Raw genomic sequence first — 16,245 nt, 5'->3', positions numbered from 1 at the left:
AGAGCATCCTTGGATCACGCTAACGTGTATTCTAAACATCGGTCTTGATATTGAAGCACGAGAAGGAGGCGTAAATCATGGAGCATCACGATCAGGCAAAGACGGCCAAAAAAACGGCCCTCGTTACGGGGGGCAGCCGGGGCATCGGGCGCGGCATCGCGCTTGCTTTGGCGCAAGCGGGATACGAAATCATGATCACCCATTACCGGGATGACGCCATGGCCGAACAGACCGCGGAGGAAATCGAAAAATTATCCGGCCGGGCGTGCATCGTGCGCGAAGGCGATTTGACGGAAGCGGACGAAGCGGTGGAAACGGCGGCGGAAGCGGTGCGCACGATGGGGCAAATCGACTGCCTGATCAATAACGCGGGCGTCGGGATGTACGCTTCGATTACGGAACTGCCGCTGGAACATCTGGATTATACGATGCGGCTGAACTTCCGTGCCCCGATGCTGCTTATGCGGGAAGTTTCGAAGCATATGATCGCGGCCGGACGCGGAGGAAACATCGTCAACATCCTATCGACGCACGCCGAACGGGCGTATCCCGGAGACGCCGTATACGGAGGGATCAAAGCGGCGCTCAAGCGGGCGACCGAATCCGTCGCGCTGGATCTGTCGCCGTACCGCATCCGGGTCAATTGCATTGCTCCCGGCGGCATCCTCGTTCGGGACCCGGAACCTTCCGTAGACCAAATGGGCTCCCTCGTTCCGCTCGGCCGGATCGGCATGCCGGAGGATATCGGCCAGGCGGCGCTTTGGCTTGAACTCCGAGCAGGCTTCCTATATTACGGGAATCACGATCCGGATCGACGGGGGACTGATCCTGCCGGGTATGCCGGAGGACGGAAAAAGCTCGTGGGGATATCGGAAAGTGGAACCTTTCCGGGTCAATTGACATCATCCGTTCATGAAAAAACGGCAGTCTCCCGGTTGGGGGGGCTGCCGTTTGGCGCTTCACGAAACCGGACCCGGGTTCATTGCTTGGGCAACGCGATGTCGGGAGCGCTTGGCATGCGGCGTTTGATTTGGTCCAAAATCCGCCGGGAAACCGTAATCGTGCGCGGGTAGGCGAATTCGTCCCGGAAATGCAGCGTAGTGCCGTCGATATTTGTAATTTTGTTCACATTGACGTAGAGGTTTGAGGCGGCGCGGACGAAATTGGGCTGGGATTTGAGCGAAGCGAGTTCTGCGGAGGACAGTCTTTTTTTTATGATGTAGTTCCTGCCGTGGAAAATAACCTGCTCCTGTGCGCCGGTTTTGAAGAAAAAGGCGTCGGTGACCGGATCGAAATCGTAATATTCGGTAATCACCTTATCGTTTTGGTTCATCTTGCAAAAGCCCCCTTTAGAAGATGATAGCTGTTAGCGCTTTCATTTTATCATATTTTTGGGCGGTGTATGCTATTTTTTTGTGAATTTTATGATTTTTTTTGTAAGCTTGGACAAAATCGGCCGATGCCAAACAAAAAACCGTCCTTCGTTCGTAACGAATCGATCGGACGGTTTCTTTGGCGATACTACGCGTTTTCCAAAATCGTATTTAACGTCGTGCGGTCAAGGCCCTTCACCAGTTTGATCAAAAGCTCCTTCGCCGCGTCGTAATCGTCGGTGTGGATGATCGAGGACGACGTATGGATGTACCGGGAGCAGATGCCGATGACGGTCGACGGCACGCCGATGCCGCTCAAATGGACCTGCCCGGCGTCGGTGCCCCCCTGCGACACGAAATACTGGTATTTGATCTTATGGGTGTCGGCGGTATCCTGGACGTATTCGACCAGGCCGCGGTGCGTCAGCATCGACGGGTCGAAAATGCGAAGAAGCACACCTTGCCCGATGTGGCCGAAGGCGCTTTTGTCCCCTGTCATGTCATTGGCGGCGCTTGCGTCAAGAGCGAAAAAGATGTCGGGCTGGATCAGGTTGGCGGACGTCCGCGCACCGCGCAGTCCAAGCTCTTCCTGTACCGTCGCGCCGCAATATAGCGTGTTCGGAAGCTTTTCCTTGTGCAGCGCCTCCAGCAGCTCGACGGCAAGGCCTACGCCGTAACGGTTATCCCACGCTTTGGCCATGATTTTTTTCGGATTGGAAAGCGGGGTGAATTCGCAAATCGGCACGATTTGCTGCCCGGGACGGATGCCGAACGATTCCGCATCCTCGCGGTTGTCCGCGCCCACGTCGATGTACATCGCTTTGATGTCCACCGGCTTGCTGCGCTGCGATTCGTCCAGCAGATGCGTCGGAATCGAGCCGACGACGCCGATCACGGGTCCGTTTGGCGTCATGATCTGCAGACGCTGGGCCAATACGGCCTGGCTCCACCATCCCCCCAGCGGCTGGAAACGGATCATCCCGGCGTCGGTAATGCCCGTTACCATGAAGCCGACTTCGTCAAAATGGCCTGCCACCATCACCTTCGGTCCCTGCTCGTCGCCGCGGAGCACGCCGAACAAGCTGCCGAGACGGTCTTGAACGAATTCCTGCGTATACGGGGCCATCAAATCCTTGATGTATGCCCGAAGTTCTTTTTCGAAGCCCGAAGCGGCCGGAAATTCCGTCAGCTTGCGGAATAAGTCCATCGTTTTTTGGTCCATGCTTTTGATCTCCTTTGCGCTTTGCTATCCGGATGGATGCCATCCTCATTTCTTATGTACTTCCCATTTTTATAGTATGAACTCCGCGAAGCGGATTGTCCATGTTGCCGCGGTGAAGCACCTCCCGCTTTTTCCCGAATACGATAGATATAGATGAACGCCCTGATCAGGTGCAGAAGGGAGCATCGTGCCATGGAGTTCATACAGATGAACAAAGCGGTCATCCTTGTTTGCGTACTTCTTATTTTGCTTGTCATCGTTTTGATGTGTTTCTGATTGCCGCTTTGGCGGAATGAAGCTTTTGGCGTAAACGGCTGCCCGTGAAGCTTGCGAGGCGGCTGTTCGCCGTCAGGAAGCATTTGCGCAAAATACATAACTATCCTTCGCATGACAAATAATAAGCCACATCGAGGGCATTCCGACACAGCCGGACCGCGTATTTTTCCGTGAGCCCGAAAAAGAGGAAGAGGGGGTATCGCATTTGCCTGCGAGCACTAAAAAAGGCGCCAAATTTTCGCTGGACAACCTTTCGAGCCAAGATTACAAAAGCATAGCGCAAAAACACGAGCCGAAGCGGAGCATATTCAAAAATTGCATTTTGGCTTTTCTGATCGGCGGGGGCATCTGTTTGCTCGGACAAGCGATTCAGCAGGCTTTTATGGCTTTGTTCGACATGTCGACGAAGGAAGCGGCAAGTCCGACGGTCGCGGTGCTGATCATAATTTCCGTGATCCTGACGAGCTGCGGGGTGTATGACAAAATCGCCCAGGTCGCCGGGGCGGGGACCGCGGTTCCCGTTACGGGATTCGCCAACTCGATGTGCTCCGCCGCCTTGGAACACAAAGCCGAAGGATACGTCCTCGGCGTAGGCGCCAATATGTTCAAGCTGGCCGGATCCGTCATCGTGTTCGGCACCGTCGCCGCATTTTTTGTGGGGCTGGTATACGCCATTTTCGGGCTGGAGGGAGTGCATCACCAATGAAGCTCAAGGGTCAGACTTGGGAGTTTCAGGCGAAACCCCGCATCCTTGCAAGCGCGACGGTGGTAGGCCCCGAAGAAGGCCAGGGACCGCTGGCCTCCGATTTTGACTATATTTACGATAATCTCGAAATCAACGAAAAAACGTGGGAAAAAGCCGAACGAAAGCTGCTGGAGCAGGCCTCCCAGCTGGCCGTCGTCAAGGCGGGGCTGACGAAGGAGCAAATCCAGTTTTTCATCGGCGGCGACCTGATGAACCAGATCATCAGCAGCACGTTTGCGGCAAGGACGCTCGGAGCTCCTTATTTGGGCGTGTTCGGAGCCTGCTCCACCTCGATGGAAAGTTTGGCGCTTGCGGCGCTGCTCGTCGATTCCGGGGCTGCCGAACGGGTGCTGGCCGGAACGACAAGCCATAACTGCACGGCGGAGAAACAGTTCCGCTACCCCACGGAATACGGGTCGCAAAAACCGCCCACCGCGCAATATACCGTGACGGGCTCCGGCTGCGGCATCGTCGGCAAAAGCGGGAACGGACCGGTCATCGCCAGGGCAACCATCGGCAGGGTCATGGATTTGGGAGTCAAAGACCCGTTCAACATGGGGGCGGCGATGGCGCCGGCGGCAGCGGACACGATCGAAGCCCATTTTCGGGATACCGGATTGACGCCGGGACATTACGACCTGATCGTTACCGGGGACCTTGCATCCGTAGGCCTGCCGATCGCCAAGGAGCTTTTGCAAAAAGCGGGCGTCCCCATGGATGAGACGGAGTTCGGCGATTGCGGCCTGATGGTATACGACCGTCAAAACCAGACTTACGTGAGGGCCGGGGGCAGCGGCTGCGGCTGTTCCGCCGTCGTCGCTTACGGACATCTGCTGAAAAAAATGGCCAATAAAGAACTTAAAAAGGTGCTCGTCGTGGCGACGGGAGCGCTGCTGTCCCCGCTGTCCTACCAGCAGGGAGAAAGCATTCCTTGCATCGCCCATGCCGTGGCGCTGGAAATGGAGGATTGACATGCAATTTTTATGGGCATTTATCATCGGGGGATTAATTTGCGTCATCGGGCAAATCATGATGGACGCGTTCAAGCTGACGCCGGCGCACACGATGAGCACGCTGGTGGTGGCCGGGGCGGTCGCGGACGGGTTCGGCCTGTACGACCCTCTGGTCAAATTCGCCGGCGCCGGAGCGTCGGTTCCGATTACGAGCTTTGGAAGCTCGCTTGTGCACGGCGCGCTGTCGGAGCTGCAAAGGGACGGCTGGGTCGGGATCGTGACCGGGATTTTCGAGGTGACAAGCGCCGGGATATCGGCCGCGATCATTTTCTCGTTTTTGGCAGCCTTGATCGTCCGTCCGCGCGGATAACCGCCGTGTTTTTCAAAACTCAACAGCAACGGCAAAGGGCTCTCCCTAGCAGCGTTCGAACTGCAGGGCGAGCCTTTCTTGTGTTGCGCGATAGGAGCAGGGGAGCGATTTGGGCGAGCCGGGATTTTTTGTTTCTTGATGCGTTCTTAGGCCCGGGGGAAGGGGAATGTCGAGGTATACGACGAATTTAGGAGTCCTGCACAATATACATTTCGGGAAAGGATCATGTACAATGTAAGATATATGCTTCTTATCTCAAGATTTAGCAATATTCGATGAACGATCATTCCCTTAATCCAACGATAACGAACGAAATAAGGAGGCACGGATCTATGCCCGTAAGCAGCGAATCCCTGCAAACCATTGCAGCCTTAAGAACGAACCTTGAATCCTGCATCTTAGGCAAAGCCTTTGAAATCCAGCTCTTGCTTACTGCTCTCCTGGCAGAAGGGCATATCCTGATTGAAGACGTCCCGGGAACGGGCAAAACCCAAATGATCAAGGCGCTGGCCAGATCCATGAGCGGCGATTACCGACGGGTGCAGTGCAATCCCGATATTCTCCCGAGCGACATTACCGGCGTATCGGTATTCCATCCCCGCGAAGAGAGGTTCTTTTTCCGTCCGGGGCCGGTCATGACGAACATTTTGCTCGCCGACGAAATCAACCGCGCGACGACAAAAACGCAGTCGGCCCTGCTTGAAGTCATGGAAGAACGGAACGTGACGGTGGACGGAGAAACGTACGAACTTCCCAAACCGTTTATGCTGTGCGCGACCCAAAACCCGATCGATTTTGAAGGAACATACATGCTGCCGGAGGCGCAGCTCGACCGGTTCATGATGAAAATCAGCCTGGGCTACCCGGATGCGGCGACAGAGCGAAACCTTCTCCTGAAGCATAAGCAGGGGCAGCCCGTCGACCAATTGCAGCCGGTAACCCGCATGGACGCCATCGCGGAGCTTCAGAAGGAAGTCCGGAACGTGTTCATCGACGAAGCCGTTGCCGACTATCTCCTGAACATCGTCCGCGCGACCCGCAAGCATCCTTCCGTCATGCTGGGCGCCAGCCCGCGCGCTTCGTTGTCCCTGATGATGGCGGGCAAAGCCTATGCATTCATCCAGCAAAGGGATTTCGTGCTGCCCGATGACATCAAGGTGCTTTCGCCTTTCGTCCTTTCCCACCGCATCATCCTGCGTCCGGAATCCCGCCTCGATCACGTCAGCGCGGAATCGGTCGTGAAACAGATTTTGCAGCAGGTTCATGTGCCTGTGGCTTTGGAGCGCTGATCGGAATGAAGGCGCTGCTGACGACCTTAAGACCGATTTTGCGGAATGTCCGTTTCTGGATCGTGCTTGCGGTATGGGCTGCCAGCCTGCTGTTCGTGCTGTTTCAAGGCGGGAAAACGTCGCTGATGCTCCTTGTCATGATCTCCGTCCTTGTCGCGTATTTGATCGCCGGCGGACTTGGCGGCATCCGGCGGGTGCACGGGCGGCGGACCCTCTCCGCCGGGCTCGAGCAGGACCACACGCTGCAGGCGGGCGAGCAGGTGAAGGTAAGCCTGAACTTTGCCGTGCCGGGATTTTTGCCGATGCCGTACGTGGTGATCCGCGAAGTGATGAAAAGGCACAACGGGGAAACGTGGTCGTTCGAGGAAAGCGTCATCCCCGATTTTCGCGGCGGCGGCGAGCTGGTATTCCAAACGCCGCCGCTGGAGCGGGGGAGGTACTATTTCACCGAAACCCAGTGCGTGACCGAGGATATCTTCGGCTTCGTCGAACATAAAGGCACGTTCCATGTGCCCGGACAATTTCGGGTGTTTCCGCGCACGGTGCCCATCCCGGGCTGGCAGATGATCGACCGGAATTCCAGGCTTGCCGGGCCGCAGCGGTCGATCGCTTCCCGCCGGGAAACGACGCAGATCAACGGCGTCAGGGACTATGTCTACGGGGACCGGATTTCGCGGATCCATTGGAATGCCACGGCCAAAACCGGATCCTGGAAATCGAAGGAATTCGAATACGATTCGGTGCCCAAAATCATGATCGCGCTGGACGCGATCTCCGGGCATTACGCTTCGGACAAGCAGTTTGAGCTCGCCGTGTCGACCGCGGCCTCGCTCATTCATTACGCCATGCAAAAGAGGCTGTGCCTCGGGCTGCTGACGGCGGGAGAGCCGACGAAAATGTTCGTTCCGAGCGAAAATCCGGGCGAACTTCAGCGGATGATGCATCATCTGGTGGACGTGACGCCGGACGGTTTCGGCGAACTTCAGCCCAAGCTGGAGAAACATGCGCGGCTCATCCCGTCCGGATGCCTGCTCGTCCTGATCAGCCCGGCAAGCGGCGGCAAAACGCTGGAAACGCTGCGTTGGGCCGGAACGCGCGGGTTTACCCCTTCCCATATCCTGGTCGGTTCGTCCGGCGATGCCGGCAAGGAAAACGGCTGGGTTTCGATGCTTAAAGCGGCGGGAACGTTCGGCTGCGCCGTTGCCGACTTAAAGGATCTGCCCGCGGCATTGGGAGGAGGAGTGGCATGAGCGACTGGCTGTCTTTTGCGAAAAAATCGCTGTTTTATTCCTTGTCCATGTTTTGGATTTGGATCATAGGCCAGCAATGGATCTTTTTTATGGATTTTACGTGGTTCGAGGAAACCAAATCGATCGTATGGCTGACGATCACGTTCGTTGCCGTCGCGGAAATGCTGCTTCCTATTAAAAGGATATACCGCGTTGTGCTTGAAGCCGTCGTCATTTTATACCTCATTCACCGGGAGCTTGTCCGGTATTGGGTGTACACGCCTTCCGGCTCTTTGGCGGACAGGATCCGGCAGTACATCGAACATATGTCGCCTTACGTCTGGATTGCGCTCGGAGCTTGGCTGCTGATGGTGCTCAGCGCATCGCTTGTCGGCACGAAGCGCAGGATCCTTCTTTTTTCGGGGATGAACGTGATCGCGTTTTGCATTTTGGATTCCTTCACGCCCGTTAACCTATGGCAAGAGGTGGCATGGACGGTTTTCGCTTCGCTCGGCTGGCTCGTCAGCGAGCATTTCCGCCGGTTCCAGGCCCGTTTTCCGGCCGGATGGCGGCGCCTGCGGAAGTACCCGGCCAAAATCCTGATCCATGCGGCCGTTTTGTTTTCCGTCATGTTCATCGCCGGCGTCAGCATGCCGAACGTTCCTCCGACGTTGACCGACCCGTATACCGCTTGGATCGATACTTCGGGCGGAGCGGGGGGCGCGTCCGATGTCAGCGGCGAGCTCGATTCCGCCAAAGAGAGCAGTTCCTCGGGCTACAGCCGAAACGACAGCCGTTTGGGCGGAGGATTTAATTTCGACTATTCCCCCGTCATGCTGGTTCAATCCGACAAACGCGGCTATTGGCGCGGCGAGACGAGGCAGATTTACACGGGCAACGGCTGGTCGGACCAGGGCGGCAAAGGCGGCTACGAGGAAGTGGAAGCGGGAGAGCCGCTTCCGAGCGAAACCCCGCAAGCCCCCGAAACCGAAAAGCTGGAGCAGACGGTGACGATGCTTAGCGATCAGGTTTATCCCGTGCTGTTCGGCGCTTACCATGTGTCCCAGCTCAAAAGCGTCGACAACGCGGATGGGGGAAAATTGCTGTGGGACCCGCAGCAGTCGGCCCTGCACTGGACCACCTCGACCAAACAGCCGGAATATCCGAAAACGTATACGGTCGTTTCGGAGATCCCGGTCGTTCCGGAGGATGAAATCCGCCGCAAAACGTTTAAGCAGCTCTACGGCGACCATGGCGTCGACGACAGCTACCTGCAGATTCCGAGGGACTTTCCGGAACGGACGCGCAAGCTTGCGGAGCAGGTGACGGCTTCGGCGGATACGCCGTATGAAAAAATCGGTTTGCTGCAAAACTACCTGATAAACAATTTCCGGTATACGAACCAGCCCGATTTGTCCGCCAAAACGAGCAAGGATTTCGTGGACGGCTTTTTGTTCGAAGTGAAGGAAGGGTACTGCGATTACTTCTCCACTTCCATGGTGATGATGGCCCGTTCGCTTCACATTCCCGCTCGCTGGGTCAAAGGGTATGCTCCCGGCATGCAGCAAGCGGATTCGGACATGATGAACCGCCAGGGCGGCGATTTTCCGGACGGCGGGACCTATACCGTAACCAATGCCGATGCCCACTCCTGGGCGGAAATTTATTTCGGCCCTTACGGCTGGATTCCGGTCGAAGCGACGCCCGGCTTTAATATGCCGCTGCTTACGCATGCGGAAGACAGCAAGCCCGTCACCGTTCCGGAGGCCGTCGAGGAGCAGGAGCCCGAGGTGCAGAAGGACGTGCAACCCGCGGAAACCGCACCGCAGCCGTCCGGCATTTCCGGCGCGGTCGTTCTCTGGACCACGATTCTGATCGTCGCCTTGTTTGCCGCATATTCCGCATGGCTGCTGCGGATTCCGCTCCGCTTCCTGCTCGTGGGCTTCCGGACGGGCCGGAAACTGACGCCGGACCAGAAGGTCGTCGTTTTGACGGAGCGGTGGCTCCGGAAACTGAAGCGCAAAGGAATCCGCAGGGATTCGCACGAAACGCTGCGGGAATCGGTCAAAAGATGGAACAAGGACATGCCTGCATTGGCTCCTTCCCTGAACCGGCTGCTGGCGCTGTTCGAGAAGGCAAGATACAGCCCCGCGGCCGTCACCGAAGACGAATGGAAACAAGTGCACATGGTCAGCCGGGAGCTTTGGGATGCGTTCAAAAAGACGCAGGATTTTGCGGCATGACACGCGGGTTTATACCTGGCGCCCTCGCGGGCGCTTTCTTTTTGGAAAAGCCCGGAAACGGGCGATTTGCTTTCATCGGATTATTTTGCTAACTACGCGGATTATGGTATAGTTTGTCCTATGAAACTGAGGTGACAACAACTTGTTTGAAATGTTTATCCCTAAACTAAGGGTGGATACCGTATTTGATATCGATTTGGAGGACCTATACGCCAAAGGTTACCGGGGAATCATCACCGATCTGGACAACACGCTCGTCGGGGCCAAGGAACCGCTTGCGACTCCGGAGCTGGTCGCCTGGTTCGACCAGGTGAAAAAGATCGGGTTCAAGCTCGTCATCGTATCGAACAACCGCATGGAGCGCGTGTCGGCGTTTGCCGCGCCGCTGAACATCGAATTCGTCCATGAGGCGCGCAAGCCCAGCAATGCGCCGTTCCGCAAAGCGATGACCATGATGGGGCTGACCGGTCAGGAAACGATCGTCGTCGGCGACCAGATGATGACCGACGTGTACGGCGGCAACCGCTTGGGACTTTTTACGGTATTGGTGCTTCCGATATCGATCGGCGACGAGGGCTGGGGGACGAGGATCAACCGCCGCCTGGAGAAAATCGCCTTGAGGCGCTTGCGTAAAAAAGGACTATGGCTTGAGGAGGAAAAACGTTAATGAAAGGTCCGATCGAAGGACAAAGCGTCCAAAAATGCAGCGGCTGCGGCATTGGGCTGCAGACGCTGAATCCCGAATTGCCGGGGTACATTCCGGAGAAGTCGCTGGGCAGGGAACCCGTCGTTTGCCAGCGCTGCTTCCGCATCAAAAATTACAACGAAGCGTCTTCCGTAACGGTGGATCAGGATGAATTCCTGCGGCTTTTGAGCCAAATCGGCGGCAAGAACGCGCTCGTCATCCATATCGTCGATTTGTTCGATTTCGACGGCAGCCTGATCTCGGGCCTTCAAAGGTTCGTGGGCAACAATCCCGTCATTCTCGCCGTGAACAAAATCGACCTGCTGCCAAAAGTGACAAACTGGAATAAAATCATTAATTGGGTCCAGAAGCAATGCAAGGAACAGGGGCTTAAAACCGAAGAGATCATCCTTTGCAGCGCCAAAAAGAATCAAGGCTTCGACCGGCTGCTCGATGCGGTAGCCGAACGCCGGGGCGACCGCGACGTCTACGTCGTGGGAGGCACCAACGTCGGCAAATCGACGCTGATCAACCGGTTGATCCGCGATTATAGCGACCTTGATCAGGAACTGACGGTATCGCGTTATCCGGGAACGACGCTGGACATGGTCAGCATCCCGCTGGATGACGGACATTTCATTATCGATACGCCGGGGATCGTATATCCATGGCGGTACAGCGAGCTTGTCAACCGCAAGGATTTGGGAACGATCATGCCGGAGAATCCGCTGAAACCGATGGTATATCAGCTGAACGAGGGACAAACGCTCTTTTTTGGCGGCATGGCCCGTTTTGACTTTATCCAGGGTGCCCGGCAGTCGTTCACCTGTTATGTCAGCGGCCGGCTGAACATTCACAGAACGAAGCTGGAGAAGGCGGACGCCCTCTACAAGGAGCATGCGGGAGAGCTTTTGTCTCCGCCGGATGCCGATCATCTCGGCGAACTGCCGGAATGGACAAGGCATGAAATCCGCGTGCCTAAAGGCAGCAAGCTCGATCTGTTCGTTTCCGGCCTGGGCTGGATTAAAGTCAACGGCGATCAAGGTGCCTTGACGGCCATTCATGCGCCGAAAGGCGTCAAGGTGGTTGCCAGACCGTCTTTGATTTAAGCGTAAGCTTTCGGAAAGATTACGGAGAGGCAGGATGAAGACATGGTAATCGAAACGGATTTGCTTGCAGGCACCGGCTCGCTGCTGCTCGGCGTGATCGGGGACCCGATCTCCCACTCCAAATCGCCGGCCATGCATCAGGCCGCGCTGGAGGCGCTCGGGGTGCCCGGGTCCTACGTTCCGATGCACGTCAAAAGCGGACAGGTGGGTGACGCGATCGCCGGGATCAAAGCCCTCGGCTTTAGGGGGATCAACGTCACGATCCCGCATAAGCTTGAGGTGATCCCGCACTTGGACCATCTCGACGAGACGGCTCTCCGGATCGGCGCGGTCAATACGATCGTGAACGACAAGGGCGTCCTCACCGGATACAACACGGACGGGATCGGCTACGTTCGCTCGCTGAAAGAAGAGGCCGCGCCCGATCTCAAAGGAAAAAAAATCATGGTGATCGGCGCGGGCGGCGCGGCCCGGGGCATCATCTACGCTTTGTCGCTGGAAGGCCCGGACCGGATCTGCGTGGCCAACCGGACGGCCGACAAGGCGGAAGCGGTAGCCGCCGAGTGGAAGGACCTTGCGGATATCCGCGGGATATCCATGGAGCAGCTGCCTGCGTACTTGCGGGATGCCGATATTTTAATCAATACGACTTCGGTCGGGATGCACCCGAACGTGTCGGACACGCCGGTGGAGGCGGACCTCGTACCGGACGGAATCGTTGTCAGCGACCTCATCTACAACCCGCTGAAAACGAGGCTGCTTGCGGAAGCCGAACAAAAAGGCTGCATCGTGCACGGCGGGCTCGGCATGTTCGTCAATCAGGGCGCGTACGCGCTCGAATACTGGACCGGGCTGCCGGCTCCGGTGGCCGCGATGCGAAACGCGGTGCTGAAGAGTATGTCGGAATAGACCCTTTTCGGGGAACAATAGAAGTACAGTCGAATATTAAGGAGTTATGATCATACATGCTAACGGGTAAGCAAAAACGTTATCTCCGGTCCCTTGCGCACCACTTGGAGCCGATCTTTCAAGTCGGAAAGGGAGGAACCAACGAACAGCTGGTGCGCCATATCAACGAAGCGATCGAGAAACGGGAATTGATGAAAATCAGCGTGCTGAACAACTGCATCGAAGACAAACACGATATCGCCGCGGAACTGGCGGAAAGCACCGGGTCCGAACTGGTGCAGGTCATCGGAAGCACGATTATTTTGTACAAAGAATCCAAAGACCACAAAACGATCGAATTGCCATAAAAGCGGGAGGGTTTCACCATGAAGGTAGGCATCATGGGCGGCACCTTTGATCCGATTCATATCGGCCATTTGCTGGCCGCCGAAGCGGCAAGGGATTCGTTCGGGCTTGACCAGGTCTGGTTCATGCCAAGCCACATCCCGCCCCACAAGGAACAGGCCGGAGCATCGGGAGAGGACCGGCTCGGCATGGTGGCCGAAGCGATCTCGGACCACCCCTGTTTCCGCACGTTGGACATCGAAATCAGGAGGGGCGGCGTTTCCTACACCATCGACACGGTGAAGGAAATCCGCAGCTCTTTTGAAGGCATAGAATTTCATTTCATTATCGGCGCCGACATGGTCAACTATTTGCCGAAATGGGAGGGCATCGAGGAGCTGGTGAACCTGATGACCTTCATCGGCGTGGGCCGGCCGGGGTCGACGCTGGACCTGGATGCGCTGCCCGGTTATTTGCAGGGCAAAGTGCATCTGGCAGACATGCCCCAGGTCGATATTTCGTCGACCGAAATCCGGGAAAAGCTGGCTACGGGACATTCGATCCGCTATATGGTAACGGACAGCGTCTACGACTATATCAGGAGGAGAGGATTGTATGGAATTCAGCCGCGAAGAACTGATTAAATCGGTTTCGGAGCAAATGCCCGCCATGCGCTGGAAACATACCCAAGGCGTCATGGAAACGGCCGTGAAGCTTGCGGAGCAATACGGGGCCGATCCGGTCAAAGCCGAACGCGCCGCGATATTGCATGACGTCGCCAAATATTGGCCCGTCAAGCAGATGGAGGCCGTGATCCGGGAAAACGATTTGTCCAAGGATCTGTTGTTTTACGACAAATCGTTATGGCACGCCGAGGTCGGGGCGTTTGTCGCCAAGCGCGATTACGGCGTGGACGATCCGGAAATCCTGGACGCCATCAAATATCATACATCGGGGCGAATCGGCATGACGCTGATGGACAAGGTGGTTTGCCTTGCCGACTATATCGAGCCCGGAAGGGATTTTCCCGGCGTGAATAATATCCGGCAACTGGCCCAACATAGCCTTGAAGAGGGATTGGTCGCCGGGTTCGATTCCACGATCAGCCTGCTCGTGTCGCGGCGGCAAATCATCTATCCGCTGACGGTTTTTGCCCGCAATGATCTTATTAAACAGTTGGAGGCGAATTCATGACCCTTACATCGGAACAATTGTTAAACCTGGCAGTCCAAGCTGCTGAAGATAAAAAAGCAATGAATATCGTGGCGCTCGATTTGAAAGGCGTATCGCTGATCGCGGACTATTTCGTCATTTGCCACGGGAACTCGGATACGCAGGTCCAGTCGATCACCACGGAAATCCGCAAACGCGTTCAGGAAGCCGGCTCGGAAATCCGGGGGATCGAAGGGATGAATTCCGCGCGTTGGGTGCTGATCGACCTTGGGGACGTGATCGTTCATGTCTTCCACCGGGACGAGCGCGACTACTATAACATCGAACGCCTGTGGTCGGACGCCAAGGTCGTGGAAACGGTATGAGCCCGATTGCAGGAACGATCCAAACCTATGAGGTAATGCGCGAGGTTTCGCCGTACGGGTACTTTTTGGATGCGGACGGACAGGACGTGCTGCTGCACTATTCGGAGCTGACGCGAGAGATCAAGCCGGGCGACCGGGTCGAGGTGTTCATTTTTTACGATACCGAAGACCGTCTGGCCGCGACGATGAAAAAGCCGTATTTGACCCTTGGGGAAATGGCGAAGCTGGTCGTGGCCGACGTCCACCCCCGGCTCGGCTGTTTTCTCGAAATGGGGCTTGGCCGCCAGCTTCTGCTGCCGGTTCGCGAGCTGCCCGAAATGAAGGAGCTTCGCCCGCAGGTCGGCGACTCGGTATTCGTCATCATGGAGCATGACAAGCAGGGGCGCCTCCGCGCCAAACTGGCGGGAGAGCAGGAACTGTCGCAGCACGCCTTCAGGGCGCCGGGCTCCTGGCTGAACCAATGGTTCAAAGCCACCGTATACCGGCCGCTGCAGATGGGCACCTTCGTGATCGTCGACGGCGGCGTGCTCGGTCTCGGCGTCATCGGCATGATCCATTCCTCGGAGCGGGTCAGGCTGCTTCGACTGGGCGAGGAAGTGGACGTTCGCGTAAGCCATATCCGCGAGGACGGCCGCGTCAACCTCTCCATGGCCCAGCGCAAGGAGATCGGCCGCGACGTCGATTCGGAGCGGATTTTGTCTTTTCTGAAGGAACGCCCTTCGGGAGGGATGCCCTATTCCGACGCAACGCCTCCCGACATTATCAAACAGCGCTTCGGGATCAGCAAGTCGGCCTTTAAGCGGGCCCTCGGCAAGCTGATGAAAGAAGGGCTGGTCACGCAAAAGGAAAGTTGGACGTATTTGGCGAAGCCGGATCAGGATCGGCAAGGCGAATAGCCTTCCCCTGTTTCCGGCGCGAAAGTGAAAAGAAAGTGCGGTGGCATCATGTCTTCTTACCGGAAATTTGCATATGTCTATGATCAGTTGATGGAGGACATGCCTTACCCCGATTGGCTCCGATTTGCCCGGGAGGCTTGGGAGAAGCATGGAAGCATGCCCAAAAGCGTCGTGGAGCTGGGATGCGGCACGGGCAGCATCACGATACCGCTCGTCAATTCGGGCTTCGAGGTCATCGGGATCGACTTGTCGGCGGACATGCTGTCCGTGGCCAGAAGGAAAATGGAAGGCACGTCCCAAGGCAGCAGGCTTTACCGCGAAGGCTCCATCCGTTGGGTCCAGCAGGACATGCGGGAATGGGAAGTCCCGGAGCCGGTGGACGCGGTGATTTCTTTTTGCGACTGCTTCAGCTATTTGCTGGAGGAGCGGGACGTCGTTTCGGCATTTGCCCATACGTATCAGGGGTTGAAGCCGGGAGGCATCTTCCTGTTCGACGTGCATCATCCGAACACGATCATCCGCTATGCCGAGGAGCAGCCTTTCGTGTGGGACGACCGGTCGGTATCGTACATCTGGACATGCGAGCTGGACGCTTCCCGCTGCGAGATCGAGCACCATCTAAGCATTTTCGCCAAGGAGGACCAGAGCGATTTGTATCGCCGGTTCGAAGAAACGCATGTGCAGCGCGCTTACGATCCGGAATGGATGAAAACGGAGCTGGTGAAGGCGGGTTTCCGGGACGTCAAATGTTATGCGGATTTTAAGTGGGTGGAGCCCGGAGACGATGCCCAAAGGCTGTTTTACGTCGCGGTCAAATAGATTGGCTTCGAAAGGATAGCGCAGGACGGCCGTCGGAAATGAATTTCCGGCGGGTCGTCCTTTTTGTTTTTAACGTTCCTCATGACGCACGGCGTTTGATTTTAAGGGAAGGAAGCTCGAAAAAGCGAGCGGATTGACTAGAATTCGGGTTTTATATATAATATGACTTAATGTTTGACAACAATTTCATGACATGATGGCAATGATGAGGGGTAGTAGTTTCGGCGGTGTCACCCAGAGAGCCGGCGGTCGGTGCAAGCCGGTT

The 16,245-nt window shown here is 56.5% G+C and carries 18 protein-coding genes and 1 other annotated feature (1 of these 19 running past the window's edge); of the genes, 16 read left to right on the top strand and 2 right to left on the bottom strand.

Translation table 11 applies throughout. The features are described 5' to 3' along the window. Positions 1–77: 77 nt before the first annotated feature. Positions 78–1,073, top strand: coding sequence for an SDR family NAD(P)-dependent oxidoreductase (locus tag KI367_RS02405; protein ID WP_246536517.1), 996 nt, complete (start codon positions 78–80; stop codon positions 1,071–1,073). On the opposite strand, the gene KI367_RS02400 is transcribed toward KI367_RS02405, so the two are convergent. Further along, complete coding sequence (locus KI367_RS02400; RefSeq protein WP_036715185.1) at positions 980–1,333, bottom strand: LytTR family transcriptional regulator DNA-binding domain-containing protein; 354 nt, start codon at positions 1,331–1,333, stop codon at positions 980–982. The two genes, KI367_RS02405 and KI367_RS02400, sit on opposite strands and share 94 nt — an antisense overlap. Before the next feature lie 188 nt (positions 1,334–1,521). Beyond that, on the bottom strand, positions 1,522–2,595 hold the full coding sequence (locus KI367_RS02395; protein WP_212947285.1) for a M42 family metallopeptidase: 1,074 nt from the start codon (positions 2,593–2,595) through the stop codon (positions 1,522–1,524). 481 nt (positions 2,596–3,076) lie between these two features. On the opposite strand from KI367_RS02395, the gene spoVAC reads away from it, so the two are divergent. The 15 genes from spoVAC to KI367_RS02320 all read left to right on the top strand — a co-directional run bounded on the left by spoVAC (position 3,077) and on the right by KI367_RS02320 (position 15,980). After that, positions 3,077–3,577, top strand: a complete 501-nt coding sequence (gene spoVAC, locus KI367_RS02390; RefSeq protein ID WP_036715183.1) for a stage V sporulation protein AC — start codon at positions 3,077–3,079, stop codon at positions 3,575–3,577. Beyond that, the gene (spoVAD, locus tag KI367_RS02385) at positions 3,574–4,587 is read left to right on the top strand and encodes a stage V sporulation protein AD (protein WP_212947284.1); all 1,014 of its coding nucleotides are present in this window, start codon (positions 3,574–3,576) and stop codon (positions 4,585–4,587) included. Before spoVAC ends, spoVAD begins: the two co-directional genes overlap by 4 nt. A 1-nt stretch (position 4,588) precedes the next feature. Further along, on the top strand, positions 4,589–4,939 hold the full coding sequence (gene spoVAE / locus KI367_RS02380; RefSeq protein ID WP_036715182.1) for a stage V sporulation protein AE: 351 nt from the start codon (positions 4,589–4,591) through the stop codon (positions 4,937–4,939). 332 nt (positions 4,940–5,271) lie between these two features. Beyond that, complete coding sequence (locus KI367_RS02375; protein WP_036715180.1) at positions 5,272–6,228, top strand: AAA family ATPase; 957 nt, start codon at positions 5,272–5,274, stop codon at positions 6,226–6,228. A 5-nt stretch (positions 6,229–6,233) separates the two neighbouring features. Continuing rightward, positions 6,234–7,478, top strand: a complete 1,245-nt coding sequence (locus tag KI367_RS02370) for a DUF58 domain-containing protein (protein WP_212947283.1) — start codon at positions 6,234–6,236, stop codon at positions 7,476–7,478. After that, the gene (locus tag KI367_RS02365) at positions 7,475–9,700 is read left to right on the top strand and encodes a transglutaminase TgpA family protein (RefSeq protein WP_212947282.1); all 2,226 of its coding nucleotides are present in this window, start codon (positions 7,475–7,477) and stop codon (positions 9,698–9,700) included. Before KI367_RS02370 ends, KI367_RS02365 begins: the two co-directional genes overlap by 4 nt. Positions 9,701–9,842: 142 nt before the next feature. After that, positions 9,843–10,367 (top strand): YqeG family HAD IIIA-type phosphatase, encoded by a 525-nt coding sequence (locus tag KI367_RS02360; RefSeq protein WP_212947281.1) that lies wholly within the window; start codon positions 9,843–9,845, stop codon positions 10,365–10,367. After that, on the top strand, positions 10,367–11,494 hold the full coding sequence (gene yqeH, locus KI367_RS02355) for a ribosome biogenesis GTPase YqeH (RefSeq protein ID WP_212947279.1): 1,128 nt from the start codon (positions 10,367–10,369) through the stop codon (positions 11,492–11,494). Before KI367_RS02360 ends, yqeH begins: the two co-directional genes overlap by 1 nt. 42 nt (positions 11,495–11,536) lie before the next feature. Next, entirely contained in the window at positions 11,537–12,403 is an 867-nt protein-coding gene (locus KI367_RS02350; RefSeq protein WP_212947277.1) for a shikimate dehydrogenase, read from the top strand. 56 nt (positions 12,404–12,459) lie between these two features. After that, positions 12,460–12,750, top strand: a complete 291-nt coding sequence (gene yhbY / locus KI367_RS02345) for a ribosome assembly RNA-binding protein YhbY (protein ID WP_036715175.1) — start codon at positions 12,460–12,462, stop codon at positions 12,748–12,750. 18 nt (positions 12,751–12,768) lie between these two features. Further along, a complete protein-coding gene (nadD, locus tag KI367_RS02340; protein ID WP_036715174.1) occupies positions 12,769–13,371 on the top strand; it encodes a nicotinate-nucleotide adenylyltransferase in 603 nt (200 codons plus the stop codon). Beyond that, complete coding sequence (gene yqeK / locus KI367_RS02335) at positions 13,343–13,921, top strand: bis(5'-nucleosyl)-tetraphosphatase (symmetrical) YqeK (protein ID WP_036715173.1); 579 nt, start codon at positions 13,343–13,345, stop codon at positions 13,919–13,921. The genes nadD and yqeK overlap by 29 nt, the downstream gene beginning before the upstream one ends. Continuing rightward, positions 13,918–14,265, top strand: a complete 348-nt coding sequence (gene rsfS / locus KI367_RS02330; protein ID WP_036715172.1) for a ribosome silencing factor — start codon at positions 13,918–13,920, stop codon at positions 14,263–14,265. The genes yqeK and rsfS overlap by 4 nt, the downstream gene beginning before the upstream one ends. Then, positions 14,262–15,161 (top strand): CvfB family protein, encoded by a 900-nt coding sequence (locus KI367_RS02325; RefSeq protein ID WP_212947275.1) that lies wholly within the window; start codon positions 14,262–14,264, stop codon positions 15,159–15,161. The genes rsfS and KI367_RS02325 overlap by 4 nt, the downstream gene beginning before the upstream one ends. A gap of 48 nt (positions 15,162–15,209) precedes the next feature. Then, positions 15,210–15,980: a class I SAM-dependent DNA methyltransferase gene (locus KI367_RS02320; protein WP_036715171.1), complete on the top strand. Its 771-nt coding sequence runs from the start codon at positions 15,210–15,212 to the stop codon at positions 15,978–15,980. 193 nt (positions 15,981–16,173) lie between these two features. After that, positions 16,174–16,245 (top strand) — a binding site (T-box leader) (it continues 174 nt past the right edge of the window).

This window comes from Paenibacillus cookii, from assembly GCF_018333375.1.
GTDB classification, from domain to species: Bacteria; Bacillota; Bacilli; order Paenibacillales; family Paenibacillaceae; genus Paenibacillus_AQ; species Paenibacillus_AQ cookii.
This window is presented reverse-complemented; position numbering and strand designations above follow the sequence as displayed.

Coding starts and splice junctions, on each gene's coding strand:
- KI367_RS02405 (WP_246536517.1), top strand. CDS start 78: ATGGAGCATCACGATCAGGCAAAGACGGCCAAAAAAACGGCCCTCGTT.
- KI367_RS02400 (WP_036715185.1), bottom strand. CDS start 1,333: ATGAACCAAAACGATAAGGTGATTACCGAATATTACGATTTCGATCCG.
- KI367_RS02395 (WP_212947285.1), bottom strand. CDS start 2,595: ATGGACCAAAAAACGATGGACTTATTCCGCAAGCTGACGGAATTTCCG.
- spoVAD (WP_212947284.1), top strand. CDS start 3,574: ATGAAGCTCAAGGGTCAGACTTGGGAGTTTCAGGCGAAACCCCGCATC.
- spoVAE (WP_036715182.1), top strand. CDS start 4,589: ATGCAATTTTTATGGGCATTTATCATCGGGGGATTAATTTGCGTCATC.
- KI367_RS02375 (WP_036715180.1), top strand. CDS start 5,272: ATGCCCGTAAGCAGCGAATCCCTGCAAACCATTGCAGCCTTAAGAACG.
- KI367_RS02370 (WP_212947283.1), top strand. CDS start 6,234: ATGAAGGCGCTGCTGACGACCTTAAGACCGATTTTGCGGAATGTCCGT.
- KI367_RS02365 (WP_212947282.1), top strand. CDS start 7,475: ATGAGCGACTGGCTGTCTTTTGCGAAAAAATCGCTGTTTTATTCCTTG.
- yqeH (WP_212947279.1), top strand. CDS start 10,367: ATGAAAGGTCCGATCGAAGGACAAAGCGTCCAAAAATGCAGCGGCTGC.
- KI367_RS02350 (WP_212947277.1), top strand. CDS start 11,537: ATGGTAATCGAAACGGATTTGCTTGCAGGCACCGGCTCGCTGCTGCTC.
- yhbY (WP_036715175.1), top strand. CDS start 12,460: ATGCTAACGGGTAAGCAAAAACGTTATCTCCGGTCCCTTGCGCACCAC.
- nadD (WP_036715174.1), top strand. CDS start 12,769: ATGAAGGTAGGCATCATGGGCGGCACCTTTGATCCGATTCATATCGGC.
- yqeK (WP_036715173.1), top strand. CDS start 13,343: ATGGAATTCAGCCGCGAAGAACTGATTAAATCGGTTTCGGAGCAAATG.
- rsfS (WP_036715172.1), top strand. CDS start 13,918: ATGACCCTTACATCGGAACAATTGTTAAACCTGGCAGTCCAAGCTGCT.
- KI367_RS02325 (WP_212947275.1), top strand. CDS start 14,262: ATGAGCCCGATTGCAGGAACGATCCAAACCTATGAGGTAATGCGCGAG.
- KI367_RS02320 (WP_036715171.1), top strand. CDS start 15,210: ATGTCTTCTTACCGGAAATTTGCATATGTCTATGATCAGTTGATGGAG.